The sequence below is a fragment of the Protofrankia sp. CiP3 genome (genome assembly GCF_917627345.1).
GTDB lineage: Bacteria > Actinomycetota > Actinomycetes > Frankiales > Frankiaceae > Protofrankia.
Genome location: NZ_CAKJTM010000072.1, coordinates 6,286 through 24,336, shown reverse-complemented (window position 1 = coordinate 24,336; position 18,051 = coordinate 6,286). Strand labels below are relative to the sequence as shown.

The window sequence follows — 18,051 nt, the reverse complement described above, 5'->3', positions numbered from 1 at the left end:
AGCATCCACAGCGGCCAGTCCTGCCGGCGTTCGGCCGCGGGCTTGTCGAGCTTCGCGTCGATCCCCCGCGACCGCAGAAAGATCCACAGATCCCGGACGGTGTCGTCGTCCTCGGGCGATCCGTGGGCGTAGGAGACAAACACCCGCGGTGGACGATCCGTCGCGGGAGCGTCACCTCCGCCGTCACGATCGCTGCTGCCGTCGGCCGCGCCGTCGCTTGCCTCGTCTCCCACATCATCCCCCGCCGTCGCCGGACACGAGGATCATAAGCGCACTAAGTGGTCGCCCCATTCACCGCGGTAATCTTCTCCGTCTCCCCGGCATCCCCGGCCGCGGCTTCCGGGCATACCCGGGGCGGGGCGTCGCGCCCGGCGCCTTCGCCCTGGCGGCGCAGACCGTAGGTGACCGCATCCGCCAACGCCTCCCAGGAGGCGGCGATGATGTTCTCGTCAACACCGATCGTGTCCCACCGGTCGCGGCCGTCGCTGGTCTCCACCAGCACTCGGGTCACCGCGCCAGTGCCGGACCTGCCGTCGAGGATGCGCACCTTGTAGTCGACGAGGTCGAGGTCGGCCAGGCCCGGGTAGCCCTTCTCCAGCGCCTCCCGCAACGCCCGGTCAAGGGCGTTGACCGGGCCGTTGCCCTCGGCCGTCGACACATGCCGCACGCCGCGGGAGAGCAGCTTGACGGTCGCCTCGCTCACGACCTCGCCGTCGGGCCGCCGCTCGACGATCACGCGCCACGACTCGAGGGTGAAATAGCGCCGCTCGCCTTCGACCTCGTCGCGCAGCAGCAGTTCGAAGGATGCCTCCGCCGCCTCGTAGGCGTAACCGGCGGCCTCCCGCTCCTTGACCAGGTCCACGACCCGGCCGAGGGCCTCGCGCTGGCCGGAGAGGTCCAGCCCCAGCTCCCGGCCCTTGAGCTCGATCGTGGCGCGGCCGGCGAGCTCCGAGACCAGCATCCGCATGTCGTTGCCTACCGCGGCCGGATCGACGTGCTGGTACATGTCCGGATCAATCTTGACCGCGCTCGCGTGCAGCCCGGCCTTGTGCGCGAACGCGCTCGCGCCGACATAAGCACGGTGGGTGTCGGGAGCCAGATTGGTGATCTCATCGATGGCATGCGACACCCGCACCAGCTCGCGCAGCTTGCCGGCGGGCAGCACCGGGCGCCCGAGCTTCGTCTCCAATCCGGCGATCACGCTGAACAGGTCGGCGTTGCCGCACCGCTCGCCATAACCGTTGGCGGTCCCCTGGACGTGGGTGGCTCCAGCCTCGACCGCGACCAGGGTGTTCGCGACCGCGCAGGCGGTGTCGTCATGGCAGTGGATACCCAGCCGCGCACCGGTGGCGCCGCGGACGGCGCTGACGACGTCCCCGATCCGGGTCGGCAGCATCCCGCCGTTGGTGTCGCAGAGGACGACGACCTCGGCACCAGCCTCGGCGGCGACCCCGACCATTGCCAGGGCGTAGTCGGTGTCGGCGCGGTAACCATCGAAGAAATGCTCGGCGTCCACGAACACCCGCTTGCCCTCGGCACGCAGATGGGTCACGGTGTCCCGGATCATCGCCAGATTCTCGGCGAGGGTGGTACGCAGAGCCCGCTCGACGTGCCGGCGGTCGGCCTTCGCGACCAGACAGACGACATCCGTGCCGGCGTCCCGCAGAGCCGCGACCTGAGGGTCGTCAGCGGCGGCCAGCCCGGCACGCCGGGTCGCGCCGAACGCGGTGAGCCTGGCGTGGGTCAGGCGCAGCTCGGTACGGGCGCGGCGGAAGAACTCGGCGTCCTTGGGATTCGATCCGGGCCAGCCGCCCTCGATGAAGCCCACGCCTATCTCGTCGAGATGGCGGGCCACCGCAAGCTTGTCGCCGACCGACAGCGAAAGCCCCTCCTGCTGGGTCCCGTCACGCAGCGTCGTGTCATAAACATGGAAGGAGCCTGGGTCCTCTGGAAGCACAACGCGCCTCTCACCTGCGTGATCTCCGGGGATGTCACGCGCCCGGCGGCAGGGGTGAGCAGCCGGTACGCGCGACGTGGGCAGGTTCACCGCCGGCTGACCACTTTACGGCGGTGCCCCCCGGAGCCGGGAAGCGCCCGCTCAGCCGCGCCCGGCCAGGCATCGAGCCAACACTGAGCCAGTGCTGGGACGATGAAAAATCAACACCGACACATCAGTCGCCAGCGAAACGGCGCAGGCGTTCGACCTCGAGGATGGTGATCGTCTGCCCTTCGGCCAGAATCCACTTCCGCTTCTCGAACTCCCGCATGGCCTGGTTGACCGACTGACGGGAACCGCCCAACAGGGAGGCGATCTCGGTCTGGGTCAGACCAAGCTCGATCAGCGGACGCCCGGACTCCCGCATCCGCAGCAGGAGCAACTTGGCAACCCGGCGGGGCAGGTCGAGGAAGACCAGGTCCGCGTTTGCCCCGGTCAGTCGGCGGACATGGGCGACCAGCGCCCGGATGAGCTGCTCCGCGACGGCTGGCCGCTCCCGCACCAGCTCCCACACGGCCGCACGGTCCAGCACCAGAGCCTCGCTGGGCTCCAGTGCCTCGACGCTGGCCGACCGCGGACCAGCCTCGACGATGTTGAGCTCACCGAGGGTCTCACCTGGGCCCGCGATGTTGAGAACGTGGTCCCGGCCGTCGTCGGCCGTCGTGAGCACCTTCAACCGCCCAGCGGCCACTACCAGCAACGTGTCAGATGGATCACCTTCAGTAAAGACAACTTGGCCACGGCGATACCGGCGCACGACCGAACGTGCGGCCAGCCGCGCCAGCGCCGGCTCGTCCAGTTCCTTCAGCAACGTGGTCGCCTGGAGCAGCGCGACCGCTTCTTCCTCCTGCACACCGTGACCGTAGCGCCAATGTCGGGAATCGTGTGCGTCCAGCGCCCGACTTGGGCAGTGATATCCACCGGTGGAGCAAAAAAACCAGCGGAAGCTGGCAGTCGATCAAACAACCGAAGGCCACCAGTTAGACAACGGAACGCTGGCCGCTCCAGGAACGCACAACATCCCGCATGGACAGCACCCCGGCCACCCCGCCACGCTCGCAAACGATCAAATGCCGGAACCCGCCACGAAGCATTGCCGCGGCGGCTTCATCCAGGGACCACTCTGGATCAGCGAACACGACATCACGGGTAATATGATCACCAGCCAGTTCGAGGTCCGGGTTCTGGCCCGCAGCCACCGACATCAGCACATCACGTTCGGTAAGAATTCCGTATCCCTGACCGTCGACATCGTGCACAATCGCCGCGCCGACCTTCCGATCGGCCATGAGCCGCGCCGCCTGACGCAGGGTGTGCTCTGGTCCGATCATCAGGACCAGAGCGCTCATTCCGTCGCAAACCCGCATCACGGTCTCCCTGGAGCTTGTGAACTTGTGAAACGAGAACGTGACAGGAGACATTAGGCGCAGCGGAACCAGTTGACCAGGCCCTCCGGTGTTCGGCATGGCGAACGACGGGTAGTGGGGAACGGCGGAGCCGGATGCCGCGACCGTGATGAGCCTCTGCTGGCGCGATCACGCCAGCGAAGAAGCGCCCTTAGAGCGCTCTCTAAGAGCGCTCTAAGCAGGCTGTCGCCGTTGTATGCCCCGGCGTCAGGCCCCGCGATCGCGGGCCACGGGCCGCGGATCTGAGGCCCGCGGTCGCAGGCCCGTGGCCTCAGGCCTCCCGGACGGGCTCGTTCCAGATCTTGTAACGGTCGAGCTCCCCGCGTGTCGCCTGGTGGAACAGGTCCAGCAGTTCACGGGTGATCGGCCCAGGACGGCCCGATCCGACCGGGCGGTCGTCGATCTCCACGATCGGCACCATCTCGGCCGCGGTCCCGGTGAAGAAGGCCTCGTCCGCCAGGTACAGATCGGTGCGGACGATGTGCTGCTCGCGGACCTGATAGCCCTGATCGGAGGCGATCTGCATGATCGACGCGCGGGTGATGCCGCCGAGCGGACCGTCGCTGAGCGGCGGCGTGATGACCATACCGTCCGACACGATGAAGACGTTCTCGCCCGAACCATCGGCGATATGGCCGTTGGGACTGGTCAGGATGGCCTCGTCATAGCCGGCTTTGAGCGCCGCGACCTTGGCGAGCGAGGAGTTGAGGTACTGCCCGGACGCCTTGGCCGCCGGCGGGATGATGTTGTTGTCATTACGGCGCCACGTCGAGACGGTGGCCCGGACGCCCTTCTCCCCGGAGTCGTCCCCCAGATAGGCGCCCCACGGCCAGACAGCGATCATCACCTCGATCGAGGACGGCAGCGGGTTGAGGCCCATCTCGCCGTACCCGAGATAGATCAGGGGCCGGATATAGCAGGCGTCGATCTCGTTGATCGCGACCGTTTCCTTGATCGCGTCAATCAGCTCCGCCTGGCTGAGCTCCGGTTCCATCATGTAGATCTTGGCGCTGCGATAAAGCCTCGCGACATGGTCGGTCAGCCGGAACACGGCGCTGCCCCGCGCGGTGGAGTAGGCGCGGATGCCCTCGAAGACGCCCCACCCGTAGTGAAGGGTCGGGTTGAGGACGTGGATGCGAGCATCGTCCCAGTCGACGAACTCCCCGCTCATCCAGATCTTTGACGTTGGTGTGATGGACACGAGTGACTCCAGGCGTGAGCGACGGAAACATAACGCACGGACGAGTGACGATTTTGCCGATCTTCGCCGTGGTCAGGCCCTGTCGGCTGCCGTCGTACCGGATCTACGGCCCCTCTGAGGATAGCGCCCCGAAACAGGCTCCGGCAGCCAGGCATTCAGGCCCTTCCGCCCGGCGGCCGGTTTCGGGCTACCCAGCGCCCCCTTACGCCCCCTTACCCGGCGACGCGCGCCGCCAGGTCCTCGCCGATCGCCCGGGTGGACAGCGGCTCCGCGTGACCGGCGCCCAGCTGGGAACGGTCGGTCAGCGCCGCGGCGACAGCGGTCTCGACGCGGGCCGCGTCGTCGGGACGCCCCAGGTGCTCGAGCAGCATCGCGACGGACAGCACCGTGGCCGTCGGGTCCGCGATCCCCTTCCCGGCAATGTCGGGCGCGCTGCCGTGCACCGGTTCGAACATGCTCGGGTGTGCCCCGGACGGGTCGAGGTTGCCGCTGGCGGCCCGTCCTATCCCGCCGGTGATCGCGGCACCGATGTCGGTGAGGATGTCGCCGAACATGTTGTCGGTCACGACGACGTCGAAACGTCCCGGATCGGTGACGAAGAACATCGACGCGGCATCCACGTGCTGGTAGTCGACCCGCACATCGGCGAACTCGGGCGCGACATCGGCGACCGTGCGCAGCCACAGGTCGCCGGCCCTCGTCAGGACGTTGGTCTTGTGGACGAGCGTCAGCAGCCGCCGAGGACGGGCCTGCGCCCGGCGGAACGCGTCCCGCACGACGCGCTCGACCCCGTGCCGGGTGTTGACGCTCTCCTCGGTGGCCACCTCCAACGGCGTGCCCCGGCGCAGCGTGCCGCCGGCACCCACGTACGGGCCTTCCGTTCCCTCCCGCACCACCACCATGTCGATGTGCGGCTCACCTGCCAGCGGCGTGGCGACACCGGGGTAAAGCCGCACCGGGCGCAGATTCACGTAGTGGTCGAGCTCGAACCGCAGCCGCAGCAGCAGCCCGCGCTCCAGCACCCCGCTGGGGACAGCGGGATCACCGACGGCCCCGAGCAGGATGGCGTCGTGCGCACGCAGCTCGGCGAGCACCGAATCGGGCAGGGTCTCGCCAGTGGCCTGCCAGCGGCGCGCGCCCAGGTCGTAGCCGGTCGTCTCCACCTTGGGTTCGACGACACGCAGTACGCGCAGCCCTTCCGCGACAACCTCTGGTCCGATGCCGTCCCCGCCGATAACCGCAAGCCTCATGGGCGCGACTGTAAACCGGCAGCGTCACCCCTGCCCCCACGGGTCGGGCCCGACCAGCCCCCACGGTTCCCCCTACCGCATTCCCAACCCCCTGCGAGCCTGTTTTGAGCAGGGAAAAGGCTCACGACACGCAGGATGACACGTCGAAGACGACCATGCCCCTCACGTAGAGTCCATCGATCATATGTCACGACCAGTCACGAATCAGTACGTGGAGTAAGCGACGATGGAATGAAAATGATAGGAACCTCATACCGGCGGACGCGGACGGCACGCGACGGGACACACATGCGACGGCGTAAAGGGGTGAACGGCGCATGATTCTTGAAAAAATCCCGGCCACGAGCCCCCCCGGCCACGAGAAGGCGACCGACGGCACGGGTGGATGGTCCGTGGCGCTGCACCGGGCGCTGGCCGATCCCGGTCAGCCGCGGGTCGTCTTCCAGCCGATCGTCGACCTCCGCCGCGGTGTGATTGCCGGTTACGAAGCGCTTGCGCGCTTCGGGGCGAGCGCGGCGCCATCGCCCGACCTGTGGTTCGCCGCCGCTGATCGCGCCGGGGTCGCCGCGCGGTTCGAAGCCAGGGTCCTGCGGGAGGCGCTCGCGGCGCGCGACCGGCTCCCGCCCAACTGTTTTCTCGCCGTCAACGTCATGCCGCACCTGCTGACTGCTCCGGAGGTCGCCGCGGTCTGGCTCGACGCCGACCTGAACGGGTTGGTCATGGAGCTCAACGAGGCGATCAGCACCGCCGAGCGTGCCCCTGAGATCGTCGTCACCGCCCAGGCGCTGCGCGACCGCGGCGGCGTCATCGCGCTGGACGACGTCGGCTCCGGCTACGCGGGACTTCGCCAGCTCGCGCTGATCCGCCCCGAGCTGGTCAAACTCGACCGGGATCTCGTCGCCCGCGCAAACGTCGACCAGGTCAGACGAACGTTGGCCGAACTGGTCAACGTCTTCGCCAACCGGCTCGGCGCATGGGTGATCGCGGAGGGGGTCGAGCGTGACGAGGAACTGGCGATGCTCGTGGCCCTCGGCATCCCGTTCGGGCAGGGCTGGCACCTGGGCCGCCCAGCGGCCAGCTGGCAGCGCCTGGACCCGACGATCTCTCGGCGCATCCGGCTGCTCGCCCAGCGGACAGAGCGCGGCGACGGCGTGGGCAGCCTGCTCGAACAGCTATGGACCCCCGGTGGGGACGCCCGTCCCCACCGCGACGCCCCACCGGCAGCCACCCGCCGGCCCGGCATGGCGCCCCGGCCCCGGAGCGGTGCCATCGGCGCCGGCCACGGCACCGCCAGCGGCGATATCACCCGTGGTGCTCTGGCCGGCATGTGCGCCCGGCCCGATGAACATGTCGTCGAGGTGGCGCGCCGCGCGATGAGCCGTACACCGTCCCAGCGCTTCGATCCGGTTGTGGTGGTCACCGAGATGGGGCACCCCGTCGGCCTGGTCCGGGTCGAGCGCCTGCTTCTCCGCCTCGCGGAGATGGCCGGCCCGCCGTCCGCGCGGGCGGCGGGCCGGGTTCCCTGGCAGCCGGGCTCCCGCTGCCAGGTCAGCTATGCCGCCCCGGCCGCCCCGGCCAAGCCAGCCAGCCTCCCCCTCGAGATCTCCGTCAGCCTCCCCGTGGAGGTCCGGTGACATCGCGTTCAGCGGCTCGTCGTCACGGTCCGTCGACGACGCCCTTGTCCCGCGCGGCCCGGTTGACCGCGCTCACCACCGCCCGCAGCGAGGCGGTGACGATGTTCGGGTCGATGCCGACGCCCCAGCACACCCGGCCCCCTACAGCCACCTCCAGATAGGCGGCGGCACGGGCGTCGGCGCCGGAGCCGAGGGCGTGCTCGTGATAGTCGAGCACCCGGACATCGATGTCCCGTTCGGCGAGAGCGGTCACGAACGCGTCGATCGGACCGTTACCAGTACCGCTGATGACCTCGTCGCCGCCGTGGATGCGCACCGAGACATTGACCTCGTCGCGTTCGCCGTGTGCCGCCGTGGTGCGGGAACCCAGCAGCTCCAGCGGGGCGTCCGTGTCGTCACCGGCGAGGAAGTACTCACGCGAGAAGATCTCCCACAGCTGCGTACCGGTCACCTCGCCGCCGGTACCGTCGGTGTGGCGCTGCACGACGCGGGAGAACTCGATCTGCAGCCGGCGCGGCAGGTCCAGCGAGTGCTCCGACTTCAGCAGGTAGGCGACGCCGCCCTTACCCGACTGGCTGTTCACGCGGATGACAGCCTCGTATGACCGGCCCACGTCCATCGGGTCGATGGGCAGGTAGGGCACTTCCCAGCGCCGCTGCCCGGTCCGCTCCATCGCCTCGAAACCCTTTTTGATGGCGTCCTGATGCGAACCGGAGAACGCGGTGTAGACAAGATCGCCGCCATAGGGGTGGCGGGGATGCACCGGAAGCTGGTTGCAGTACTCGACACCGCGGCGGATCTCGTCGATGTCGCTGAAGTTGATTTCGGGGTCGACGCCCTGGGAGAACAGGTTCAGCCCGAGGGTCACCAGACAGACATTGCCGGTGCGTTCGCCGTTGCCGAACAGGCACCCCTCGATCCGGTCAGCCCCGGCCATGACCCCGAGCTCGGCGGCCGCGACCGCGCAGCCACGGTCATTGTGCGGATGCAGGGACAGCACGACGCTGTCCCGCCGAGTCAGGTTGCGTGACATCCACTCGATCTGGTCCGCGTAGACGTTAGGGGTGGCCATTTCGACGGTCGCGGGCAGGTTCAGCACCACCGGCCGGTCCGGCGTCGGCTGCCAGACGTCCATGACCGCCTCACACACCTCGAGGGCGTATTCCAGCTCCGTTCCGGTGAACGACTCCGGGCTGTACTGCCACCGGACGTCGCTTCCGCTCAGGAGTTTGTCCGCATAGCGGGCGCACCACTGCGCGCCCTGGACGGCGATGTCGCTGACGCCCTCGCGATCGAGCCCGAACACGACTCGGCGTTGCAGCGTCGACGTCGAGTTGTACAGGTGCACCAGGACCCGAGGCGCCCCGATCAGTGAGGTGATCGTGCGTTCGATCAGCTCCTCCCGGGCCTGGGTCAGTACCTGCACGGTGACGTCAGCGGGAATATGACCGCCCTCGATGAGCTGACGGATGAAATCGAAGTCCGTCTGGCTCGCGGCGGGGAAGCCGACCTCGATCTCCTTGTAACCCATCCGGACGAGCAGATCGAACATCCGCATCTTGCGTGCGGGCGTCATCGGGTCGATCAGTGCCTGGTTGCCGTCACGCAGGTCCACACTGCACCACCGAGGTGCCCGCGTGATCGTGCGGCCCGGCCAGGTCCGGTCCGGCAGGTCCACTGGAGTGAACGGCCGGTACTTGTCGATAGGCATGCCCGAGGGCTGCTGCGAGGTAGTCACTGCTCTGCTGCTCCAAGCTTCCGGCGGAAAAGCCTGCGGCGGCCGGCGCGCACCGAACTCCGCGGCGAGGAAGCCGACCTGTCTCAGGCCCCGCCGCGGCAGCTAAGAGGCTCCGGCAATAGGGGACGCGGCATCGCGGGGCCAGGGCACGCACCTCGCCGCATCGCTCCCCGTCCATCGCCGCACGAGGCACGGGTACCCCGGCTCGTCAGTCGCCACCCAACATCTCCGGTGACTCTCTCCGCCGCCTCGCGATGCACGCACCTCAGCCCCGCTCTTTGATCCACTCCCCTATTGCCGGGCGCTCTAAGAAGCAGGAGCGCGCGCATTGCCGGCTGAGCCTACTCCCTCGACGCTGATATCCGAAGTGGAACCAAGGACGGCGGGTGCGTCGGGGCCGGTCCGGGAACGCTTCAGGTGGCCACACCCACGGCCCGCACCGGCCCCACCCGCGGCCGCAGGTCGCCCGTACGGACCGTGCAGACGAGACCATAGGCGCCGGCCAGCCATTCCGGCTCCTCCGGATGGATGGACGCGGTCCGCATATCCGGAGCCGTTTCGGTGCTGCCGGCAAGGCTCCGCGCGACGTCCGGGCAGTTCGTCCGGGCCGCGCTCGCCAGCTCTTCCGAACCCGGCCAGACGGGCCAGGCTGGGAACGGGCCGGCAAGGTCGAGCACCCGGGTAACCTGATCAACATGCGGCTGCTCGCATGGCACCCGGATCGGCAGGACCGTGCGAGCCGGATCGGGGGCCCATGTCAGGCAGTCACCCTCCCGCAGGCCCGCCAACAGGGCCGCGTCAACCGCGAACCGCTGATCATCACCGGGCGGCGGGCTCGCCACATCCACGGCCGGGCTCGCCGGAGCCACGCCGGGCGAGCCACTCCCGGCGTGGTCATACACCCGGGCCGGGATACCCGCGGACGGCGCCGGCGCCGAGACCGCGGCCATGCGCGGGACACCGTGGCGGAGCAGGAACAGCCCAAGGCCAGCCACCCCGGCCAACACCGTCACCAGCGCCACGAACCGGGTGGCCCGGCGGCCACGCGGGGAGGATGGCGCCCACGCCCAGCGCTGGAAGGCGCTCGGGACACCGCGGTGGGCAGGTTGCACCCGGCAATGAGCTGATCGCACCTCACCATGCGTCACGGCGCGTTCGTCGGCAGAAGGCTCGACGAAGCGCGCCCCACGCACAAAACTGTCGTCGAGGCGCAGCCCCTCGAAGGGGTCCTGACAACCGTCCCGAGCCATGGCATTCACGGTAAACCCGGGACGCCGGTTCCCACACCACGGCAAGCGAACCGGGGAGCAGGTCACGGCCGCGGATTCCGACACGCGATCGGACATATACCCGATAGCTTTCGGACGAGCGCCACAGAACAATAACCAGCCGTCTCCTACTCGTCGCTGAGACTGACCGCACGTGCCGCGGACGCTCCAATGATCTTCGCGATCTCGGTCAGGATGTCCTGCGGCACCGCGTCGTCGAGCGAGAGCGACATCAGGGCCTCACCGCCGGCCTTGCGCCTGCTGACCTGCGCACTCGCAATGTTGATCTGGGCTTCGCCCAGCAGCGCGCCAACCGCTCCGACGACACCCGGCCGGTCGGCGTAACGAAAGAACGCCAGGTGCGCCTGAGGGCGGAGATCCACCTCGAAGTCGTCGATCGCGGTGACCTTCTCGACCTGACGGGGACCGGTGAGCGTGCCACTGACCGACACGGTCGTACCGTCCGCCAGCACCCCGCGCACCGTGACGAGATTGCGGTAGTCGGGGCTTTCCTCGGACGTCTCAAGCTGGACGTCGACCCCCCGCTCCGTGGCGAGCAGCGGCGCGTTGACGTAGGTGACCTGCTTCTCGATGATGTCGGTGAACACTCCCTTGAGAGCGGCGAGCTGCAACACGGACACGTCATGGGCGGCAATCTCGCCGCGGACCTCAACGGTGATCCCGGCGGCGAGCCCTCCAGCGATCCCCGTGAACAACTGGCCGAGCTTCTCCGCGAGCGCGAGCCCGGGCCGCACCTCCTCGGCCACGACTCCGCCCGCCTGTACGTTCACCGCGTCCGGCACGAACTCACCGCGCAGCGCCAGGCGTACCGACCGGGCGACGGCAAGACCCGCCTTGTCCTGCGCCTCCTGGGTGGAGGCCCCCAGATGCGGGGTGACCACGACATTGTCGAGCTCGAACAGTGGCGAGGAGGTGGTCGGCTCGGTGGCGAACACATCGATACCGGCACCGCCGACCCGGCCGTCCCGGACAGCGTCAGCCAGCGCCGACTCGTCGATGAGCCCGCCCCGGGCGTCGTTAACGATGATCACACCCGGCTTGACGCGCTCAAGCTCGTCCTTGCCGATGAGGCCGAGTGTCTCCGGGGTCTTCGGCAGGTGGATCGTGATGACGTCGCTGATGGCCAGCAGCTCGTCGAGCTCGACCAGGCGGACACCCATCTGGGCGGCGCGGGCCACCGAGACGTACGGGTCGTAGGCGACGATCCGCATACCGAACGCCGACAGCCGCTGCGCGACCAGCACGCCGATGCGCCCGAGCCCGACGACACCCGCGGTCTTGTCCGCGAGCTCGACCCCGACGTACTTCGACCGTTTCCACTCACCGGCGCGCAGCGCCGCGTTGGCCGCGGGAATCCGGCGGGCCACCGCCACCAGCAGCGCGACAGCATGCTCAGCGGCGCTGAGGATGTTCGACAACGGAGCGTTGACAACCATGACACCGCGGGTCGTCGCGGCCGCGACGTCGACGTTGTCCAGCCCGATCCCGGCGCGGGCCACGACCTTGAGCGACCCGGCCGCCGCAAGCACCTCCGCGTCCACCCGGGTCGCGCTGCGCACGATCAGAGCGTCGATGCCCGCGACCGCGTCCAGCAGCGCGGCCCGGTCGGACCCGTCGACGTGACGGACCTCGAACTCGCCGGACAGCAGCTCCAGCCCGGCCGGTGACAGCTCCTCGGCAACCAGGACGACGGGCACGGTAGGGCTCCTTGGGAAGACGGCCTTGTGGAAAGACACGAGAGGACGGCACGGACAGATCCTCGCGGGCCCGTGTGCCGGCGGACGCGGATACCAGCGAGCGCGGCCAAGCGTACCGAGTGGACAGGACCCACGGGTGCGGCCCGTCCACTCGGAAGCGGTCGTCAGCCAGCCGGCTTGGAGATCCAGGACATCAGTGGCCGCAGCTGGGCCCCGACCTGCTCGATCGGATGGTTCTTCCCCTCCTCCACGAGCTTGGTGAAATTCGGGCGGCCGGCATCGTCCTCGGCGATCCACTCGCGGGCGAACGACCCATCCCGGATCTCGGTGAGAATGCGGCGCATTTCTTCCCTTACCGCTGGTGTCACCACGCGTGGGCCGCGGGTGACGTCACCGTACTCGGCGGTATCGGAAATCGAGTAGCGCATCTGGCTGATACCGCCCTCATACATGAGGTCGACAATCAGCTTGAGCTCGTGCAGGCATTCGAAGTAGGCCACCTCAGGCTGGTACCCGGCCTCGACCAGCGTTTCAAAACCAGCCTGCACCAGCGCGCTCGCGCCCCCGCACAGGACCGCCTGCTCGCCGAAGAGATCCGTCTCGGTCTCCTCGGTGAAAGTCGTGCGGAGCGCGCCCGCGCGGGTACCGCCGATCGCCTTGGCGTACGCGAGCGCCAGCGGCAGCGCGCCGCCCGAGGCGTCGGCCGCCACCGCGACGAGCACGGGAACGCCCTTCCCCTCGGTGAAGGTCCGCCGGACGAGGTGGCCGGGGCCTTTCGGGGCGACCATGAACACGTCCACCCCGGCCGGCGCTTCGATCAGACCGTAGCGGATGTTGAAACCATGCCCGAACGCGAGGGCCTTGCCCGGCGCGAGGTTCGGCGCGATGGACTCCGCATAGATCTTGCGGTGGGCCGTGTCCGGCGCGAGCAGCATGATCACATCTGCTTCGGCGGACGCCTCGGCCGGCGTGAGCACCCGCAGCCCCTGGTCGGTCGCCTTCGCCCGGCTGCGGCTGTGCTCCGGCAGGCCGACCCGGACGTCAACGCCGCTGTCCCGCAGGTTGAGTGCGTGCGCGTGGCCCTGGCTGCCGTAACCGATGATGGCGACCTTGCGGTTGCTGATGTTGTCAAGCGACGCGTCGGCATCATAGTAGATCTCGGCCATTGTGATCGAATCTCTCCTTGGGGGATTGAACACGGCACCGACGGACGCCGGGCCGCACAGACGTCGAAACGGGGGTCAGGCCGTCCGCTCGACAGCCCGCAGACTGCGATCGGTGATCGATCGAGAACCCCGCCCAAGCGCGACCATGCCGGACTGGACCAGTTCCCTGATACCGAACGGCTCCAGCATCCGGATGAGGGCGTCGAGCTTGTCGCGGGTCCCGGTGGCCTCCACGGTGACCGCGTCGGGTACGACGTCGACCACCTTCGCGCGAAAGAGCGCGACGATTTCCAGGACCTGCGAACGAACCGACAGGTCAGCCCGAACTTTGATCAGAATCAGCTCCCGCCGGACCGACGCGGCTGGGTCCATCTCGACGATCTTTATGACGTTGACCAGTTTGTTGAGCTGTTTCGTAACCTGTTCCAGCGGTAGCTCATCGACTGCCACGACAATCGTCATGCGGGAGATGTCATCGTGCTCGGTCGGTCCGACCGCGAGCGACTCGATGTTGAAACCACGCCGGGAGAACAGTCCCGCGACACGCGCGAGGACACCGGGTTTGTTCTCGACCAACACCGACAGCGTGTGTGTGGTCACTGTGTCAGACCTCTTCGTAGTCGAAGTCGGGGGCGATGTCGCGGGCGACCCTGATCTCGTCGTTGCTCGCGCCGGCGGCGACCATCGGCCACACCATCGCGTCGGGGTGGACGATGAAATCCACCACAACCGGTGCGTCGTCAATCGCCATGGCCTTCTCGATGGTGGCGTCGACCTCGTCCGGCGACTCACAGCGCAGGCCCACACAGCCGAGCGCCTCGGCGAGCCGGACGAAGTCCGGCACCCGGCGTGGATGCTTCCTGGCGCCGCCCGCGTGGGTGCCGAGCTCGGTGTTGGAGTAACGCTGGTCGTAGAAGAGGGTCTGCCACTGCCGGACCATGCCCAGCGAACCGTTGTTGATGATGGCAACCTTGATCGGAATACCTTCCAGGGCACAGGTCGCCAGCTCCTGGTTGGTCATCTGGAAACAGCCGTCGCCGTCGATCGCCCACACGGTCGCGTCGGGCCGGCCGGCCTTGGCGCCCATCGCGGCGGGCACGGCATAGCCCATGGTGCCCAGGCCACCGGAGTTCAGCCAGGTGTAGGGATGTTCGTAGGAGATGAACTGCGCCGCCCACATCTGGTGCTGGCCGACCCCGGCGACATACAGCGCGTCCGGCCCGGCGATCGCGCCGATCCGTTCGATGGCGTGCTGCGGCGCGATCGAGCCGTCCGCCGGCCGGTCGTAGCCCAACGGGTAGGTCCGGCGCCAGCCGTCGAGCTGTCGCCACCAGCCACCGAGGTCCGCCCGCGGCTCCTCCCGCAGCGCGGCAATGAGATCAATGATCACTTCCCGGCAGTCCCCGACGATCGGCACGTCCGCGGCCCGGTTCTTCCCGATCTCAGCCGGATCGATGTCGGCGTGGATGACCGCGGCCTTCGGCGCGAAGGAGGCAAGCTTCCCAGTCACCCGGTCGTCGAACCGGGTGCCCAGGGCGATCAGCAGATCGGACTTCTGTAGCGCCGTCACCGCGGCAACCGACCCGTGCATGCCGGGCATACCGAGATGCTGGGGGTGAGAGTCGGGGAACGCGCCACGCGCCATCAGCGTCGTCACCACCGGGATGCCGGTGAGCTCGGCGAATCCGCGCAGCTCGGCGGCGGCGCGTGCCTTGAGCACGCCGCCACCGACGTACAGGACCGGGCGACGGGCGGAACCGATGAGCTTCGCCGCCTCCCGGATCTGCTTGGCGTGCGGCCGAGTAACCGGCCGGTAGCCAGGCAGGTACAGCGTGGGCGGCCAGATGTCGCCCGGCAGTACCGCCGTCGTCGACTGCAGGATGTCCTTGGGCAGGTCGACCAGGACCGGCCCGGGACGTCCCGTCGAAGCCAGGTGGAACGCCTCGGCGATCGTGCGCGGGATGTCGTCCGCGGAGTGCACCAGGAAGTTGTGCTTCGTGATCGGCAGCGTGATGCCGCAGATGTCGGCTTCCTGGAAGGCGTCCGTCCCGATCGCCGCGCTCGGCACCTGGCCGGTGATCGCCACCATGGGCACCGAGTCCATGTAGGCGTCCGCGATCGGCGTGACCAGGTTCGTCGCACCCGGCCCGGAGGTCGCGACGCACACGCCCACCCGGCCGGTCGCCTGCGCGTAACCCTCGGCGGCGTGCCCCGCCCCCTGCTCGTGGCGAACCAGGATGTGGCGGAGACGCTCAGCGTCGTACAACGGGTCATACAACGGCAGGATCGCGCCGCCAGGAATGCCGAAGACCACGTCGGCTCCGGCCTCCTCCAGCGAAAGCACGAGCGACTGCGCTCCGGTGATCTCTCTGCTCATCTGATCGTCTTCCTTGACGTTCCACGGGGGTGACGGGTGGGTCGTGCCGGGCATAAAAAAACCCCCCGTGCCAGAAGGCACTGAGGGGCGGCGCACGCAGTCTGTATTCGACCAAGGTCTCTGATCGGCTACGCACGCTCTTCACGTACGAGGATTCCGGGAAGCATGCGACTACCTTCCCCGACATTCGCGCCCCCGTCAAGGTCCTCCACGCAACCACAACGAAACACCACGTCCCGGACAACCACCAGCGACGGTCAGGGAGCGGCGATGCTCAGGGGGCGCCGAGGCCCGCCAGGAAACGGGCCGCCACCGGGGCCGCCGACTGCGCGCCGAAGCCCCCGTCCTCAACGATGACCGCAAACGCGACAGTGCCGCGGTAGCCGACGAACCAGCCGTGGGTCGGCGGCGGGTTGCCGTCCTTGTACTCGGCCGTGCCGGTCTTGCCATGCACCTCACCGGGAAAGGCAACCGCGTTCGCCGTGCCCTCGGTGACCACCGCGCGCATGAAATCCTGCAACGGCGCGACCACCGCCGGGGGCAACGCATTGCTCCTGGGCGCGCTGCCGGCTACGAAAGGCTGGCGCCAGGTCCCGCTGGCCACGGCCGCAGCCACGCTCGCCATCTGCAGTGGGCTCGCGGACACCTTGCCCTGCCCGATCGCGGCGGACGCCGACTCGACCGCGTCCTTGGGTGGCGGGAACGAGCCACCCACACTCGCGATCGGCAGCGGCTGGGTGCCGTCGAAGCCGTACAGCTTCGCGGCCTGTTCCAGCGCGGAGTCCGGCAGCGACTGCTCGAGACGGATGAACGCGGTGTTGCAGCTACGGGCGAACGCCGCCCGCAGCGGAATCGGGCCGAACTGTTCGGCCTCGGCGTTCTGGAACGTACGCCCACCGACTGCCACCGTCTGCGTGCAGTCCAACGAGGTATTCGCGTCCTTACCGGCCATCAGCGCCGCGGTCGCAGTGACGATCTTGAAGGTGGAGCCCGGCGGGTATCTGCCGATCGCGGCCCGGCCGTAGCCGTTGAGCGGATGGTTCACCAGGGCCAGGACCCCGCCGGTCCGGGTGTCGATAGCGACCAGTGCCCCGTTGGGCCTGATGGCTGTCGACACCGCGGCCTCACCGGCGCGCTGCACCTTCAGGTCGAGTGTGGTCCGGACATCCTTGCCATCCGCCATCGGATACGCCCGCAGGGTGCTGACCGTCTCGTTCCGATCGTTGCGGACGACCACCGTGCCACCGTGGGGGGCGAGGTCGGGGTCATAAACCCGCTGCAGCCCCGACAGCGGGGAGACCTGACCGATCAGGTTGCCGGCAAGCTCCGCGTCAGCCCCGAGCGGCTGCCCGTTCGCGTCGAGCAGCTGGCCCCGCCTGCCTGTGGAGGGGGTACGGTCCAGCCGGAGGCCGGGCGCCAGCGCCGGGTTGACCGAGTCAGGACGGGCCTGCACCTTCCAGGCCTTGCCGCGGCGCACCAGATGCAGCACGCCATCGTAGGTGTACGGCTCACCAAAACCCGTGAGGACGAGGGTCGCCGAGTAACCGACCGTCGCCGTCGCGTCCTGGCGATGCAACGGGCCGGCTGCGAAGCGGGCTCCCGCGACGTTCAGCCTGGTGCGGACGTCGACCATCGTTGCCACGAGCTGGTCCACGGTGATGGCGGCCGGCACGCTGGCAGCGGTCACGCCGGCCCGGCCCTGATCCTGCGCGGCGGTGGTCACGGCCGTGTCCCCACCCGGGTCGCCGAGCGAACCGAGGTTCTGCCAGCTGGCGAGGTACGCCTGGGCGGCGCCGGCCGCCGCGTGGTCCGCGGCGCGCGCGTCGGCGCGGGTCTTCACGACGTACCCGGCACCGGCCGCGGCCAGCAACAGGATGACAACCACAAGCGCGATGAGCATACGGCCACGCCCGCGTCGCCACGAGGCCGAGGCAGTGAGCCCACTGGAGGTGAGAGGCACCGTGGCGGGCACTCCTCCCAGAGATGGTGGCCGGGTACGCCACGATTCTTGGCTTTTGACGGACTTTTCCGGGCGCAGTCGCGAGTCTACGGACAGCCCCGTGCTCCCGGCCGCGCGACACACCGAAAGCTGTCGTAAAAACGTAACGGCGTGGTCATGCGTCGTTCGACCGATGGATGGAAAACCCCGCGATGACAACGAGTCCCACCCATCGGCAGCACCAGCAGTCACCAGACGTGGGCAAGAGCGACAGCGGACAGCGGCTGCCTACCCCTTCAGGCGTTCCAGCAGGAGCTTGCGCGTGGCGTTCGCGTCAGCCTGGCCCTTCATGCCCTTC

At 68.6% G+C, this 18,051-nt stretch carries 13 protein-coding genes and 1 pseudogene; 1 reads left to right on the top strand and 13 read right to left on the bottom strand.

From position 1 onward, the window contains the following. The 6 genes and pseudogenes from MJ797_RS19675 to MJ797_RS19650 form a co-directional block, all read right to left on the bottom strand. Positions 1-233: pseudogene (locus MJ797_RS19675) on the bottom strand (toll/interleukin-1 receptor domain-containing protein); the annotation flags it as partial. A gap of 41 nt (positions 234-274) precedes the next feature. Beyond that, positions 275-1,957 carry a citramalate synthase gene (gene cimA, locus MJ797_RS19670; RefSeq protein WP_239337741.1) on the bottom strand — a complete coding sequence of 561 codons (1,683 nt, stop codon included), beginning with the start codon at positions 1,955-1,957 and terminating at the stop codon, positions 275-277. A 214-nt stretch (positions 1,958-2,171) separates the two neighbouring features. Next, positions 2,172-2,849, bottom strand: a complete 678-nt coding sequence (locus tag MJ797_RS19665; RefSeq protein WP_239310714.1) for a Crp/Fnr family transcriptional regulator — start codon at positions 2,847-2,849, stop codon at positions 2,172-2,174. A gap of 127 nt (positions 2,850-2,976) precedes the next feature. Further along, a complete protein-coding gene (locus MJ797_RS19660; protein WP_239337739.1) occupies positions 2,977-3,363 on the bottom strand; it encodes a cyclic nucleotide-binding/CBS domain-containing protein in 387 nt (128 codons plus the stop codon). Positions 3,364-3,673: 310 nt separating this feature from the next. Further along, positions 3,674-4,603 (bottom strand): branched-chain-amino-acid transaminase, encoded by a 930-nt coding sequence (gene ilvE / locus MJ797_RS19655; RefSeq protein WP_239337709.1) that lies wholly within the window; start codon positions 4,601-4,603, stop codon positions 3,674-3,676. Positions 4,604-4,815: 212 nt separating this feature from the next. After that, a complete protein-coding gene (locus MJ797_RS19650; RefSeq protein WP_239337706.1) occupies positions 4,816-5,853 on the bottom strand; it encodes a 3-isopropylmalate dehydrogenase in 1,038 nt (345 codons plus the stop codon). A gap of 317 nt (positions 5,854-6,170) precedes the next feature. Here MJ797_RS19650 and MJ797_RS19645 point away from each other — a divergent pair, with 317 nt between their 5' ends. Beyond that, on the top strand, positions 6,171-7,487 hold the full coding sequence (locus MJ797_RS19645) for an EAL domain-containing protein (RefSeq protein WP_239337703.1): 1,317 nt from the start codon (positions 6,171-6,173) through the stop codon (positions 7,485-7,487). Positions 7,488-7,509: 22 nt separating this feature from the next. Here the strand turns inward: MJ797_RS19645 and leuA are convergent, their stop codons facing one another. The 7 genes from leuA to MJ797_RS19610 form a co-directional block, all read right to left on the bottom strand. Continuing rightward, the gene (gene leuA, locus MJ797_RS19640; protein WP_374582616.1) at positions 7,510-9,225 is read right to left on the bottom strand and encodes a 2-isopropylmalate synthase; all 1,716 of its coding nucleotides are present in this window, start codon (positions 9,223-9,225) and stop codon (positions 7,510-7,512) included. 413 nt (positions 9,226-9,638) lie between these two features. Beyond that, entirely contained in the window at positions 9,639-10,475 is an 837-nt protein-coding gene (locus MJ797_RS19635) for a septum formation family protein (RefSeq protein WP_239337701.1), read from the bottom strand. Positions 10,476-10,621: 146 nt separating this feature from the next. Next, the gene (serA, locus tag MJ797_RS19630; protein WP_239337692.1) at positions 10,622-12,211 is read right to left on the bottom strand and encodes a phosphoglycerate dehydrogenase; all 1,590 of its coding nucleotides are present in this window, start codon (positions 12,209-12,211) and stop codon (positions 10,622-10,624) included. A 164-nt stretch (positions 12,212-12,375) separates the two neighbouring features. Next, on the bottom strand, positions 12,376-13,377 hold the full coding sequence (gene ilvC, locus MJ797_RS19625) for a ketol-acid reductoisomerase (RefSeq protein WP_239337691.1): 1,002 nt from the start codon (positions 13,375-13,377) through the stop codon (positions 12,376-12,378). A gap of 75 nt (positions 13,378-13,452) precedes the next feature. Then, positions 13,453-13,977, bottom strand: a complete 525-nt coding sequence (gene ilvN / locus MJ797_RS19620; RefSeq protein ID WP_239337690.1) for an acetolactate synthase small subunit — start codon at positions 13,975-13,977, stop codon at positions 13,453-13,455. 4 nt (positions 13,978-13,981) lie between these two features. Then, positions 13,982-15,808, bottom strand: coding sequence for an acetolactate synthase large subunit (locus MJ797_RS19615; protein ID WP_255739234.1), 1,827 nt, complete (start codon positions 15,806-15,808; stop codon positions 13,982-13,984). A gap of 220 nt (positions 15,809-16,028) precedes the next feature. After that, positions 16,029-17,654, bottom strand: coding sequence for a penicillin-binding transpeptidase domain-containing protein (locus tag MJ797_RS19610; protein WP_239337679.1), 1,626 nt, complete (start codon positions 17,652-17,654; stop codon positions 16,029-16,031). Positions 17,655-18,051: the final 397 nt, after the last annotated feature.

Bases quoted from the DNA above. Each gene is read 5' to 3' on its own strand.
- MJ797_RS19650 (WP_239337706.1), bottom strand. From the start codon at position 5,853: ATGAGGCTTGCGGTTATCGGCGGGGACGGCATCGGACCAGAGGTTGTC.
- MJ797_RS19610 (WP_239337679.1), bottom strand. From the start codon at position 17,654: ATGCTCATCGCGCTTGTGGTTGTCATCCTGTTGCTGGCCGCGGCCGGT.
- ilvC (WP_239337691.1), bottom strand. From the start codon at position 13,377: ATGGCCGAGATCTACTATGATGCCGACGCGTCGCTTGACAACATCAGC.
- MJ797_RS19635 (WP_239337701.1), bottom strand. From the start codon at position 10,475: ATGGCTCGGGACGGTTGTCAGGACCCCTTCGAGGGGCTGCGCCTCGAC.
- MJ797_RS19645 (WP_239337703.1), top strand. From the start codon at position 6,171: ATGATTCTTGAAAAAATCCCGGCCACGAGCCCCCCCGGCCACGAGAAG.
- MJ797_RS19615 (WP_255739234.1), bottom strand. From the start codon at position 15,808: ATGCCCGGCACGACCCACCCGTCACCCCCGTGGAACGTCAAGGAAGAC.
- MJ797_RS19660 (WP_239337739.1), bottom strand. From the start codon at position 3,363: ATGCGGGTTTGCGACGGAATGAGCGCTCTGGTCCTGATGATCGGACCA.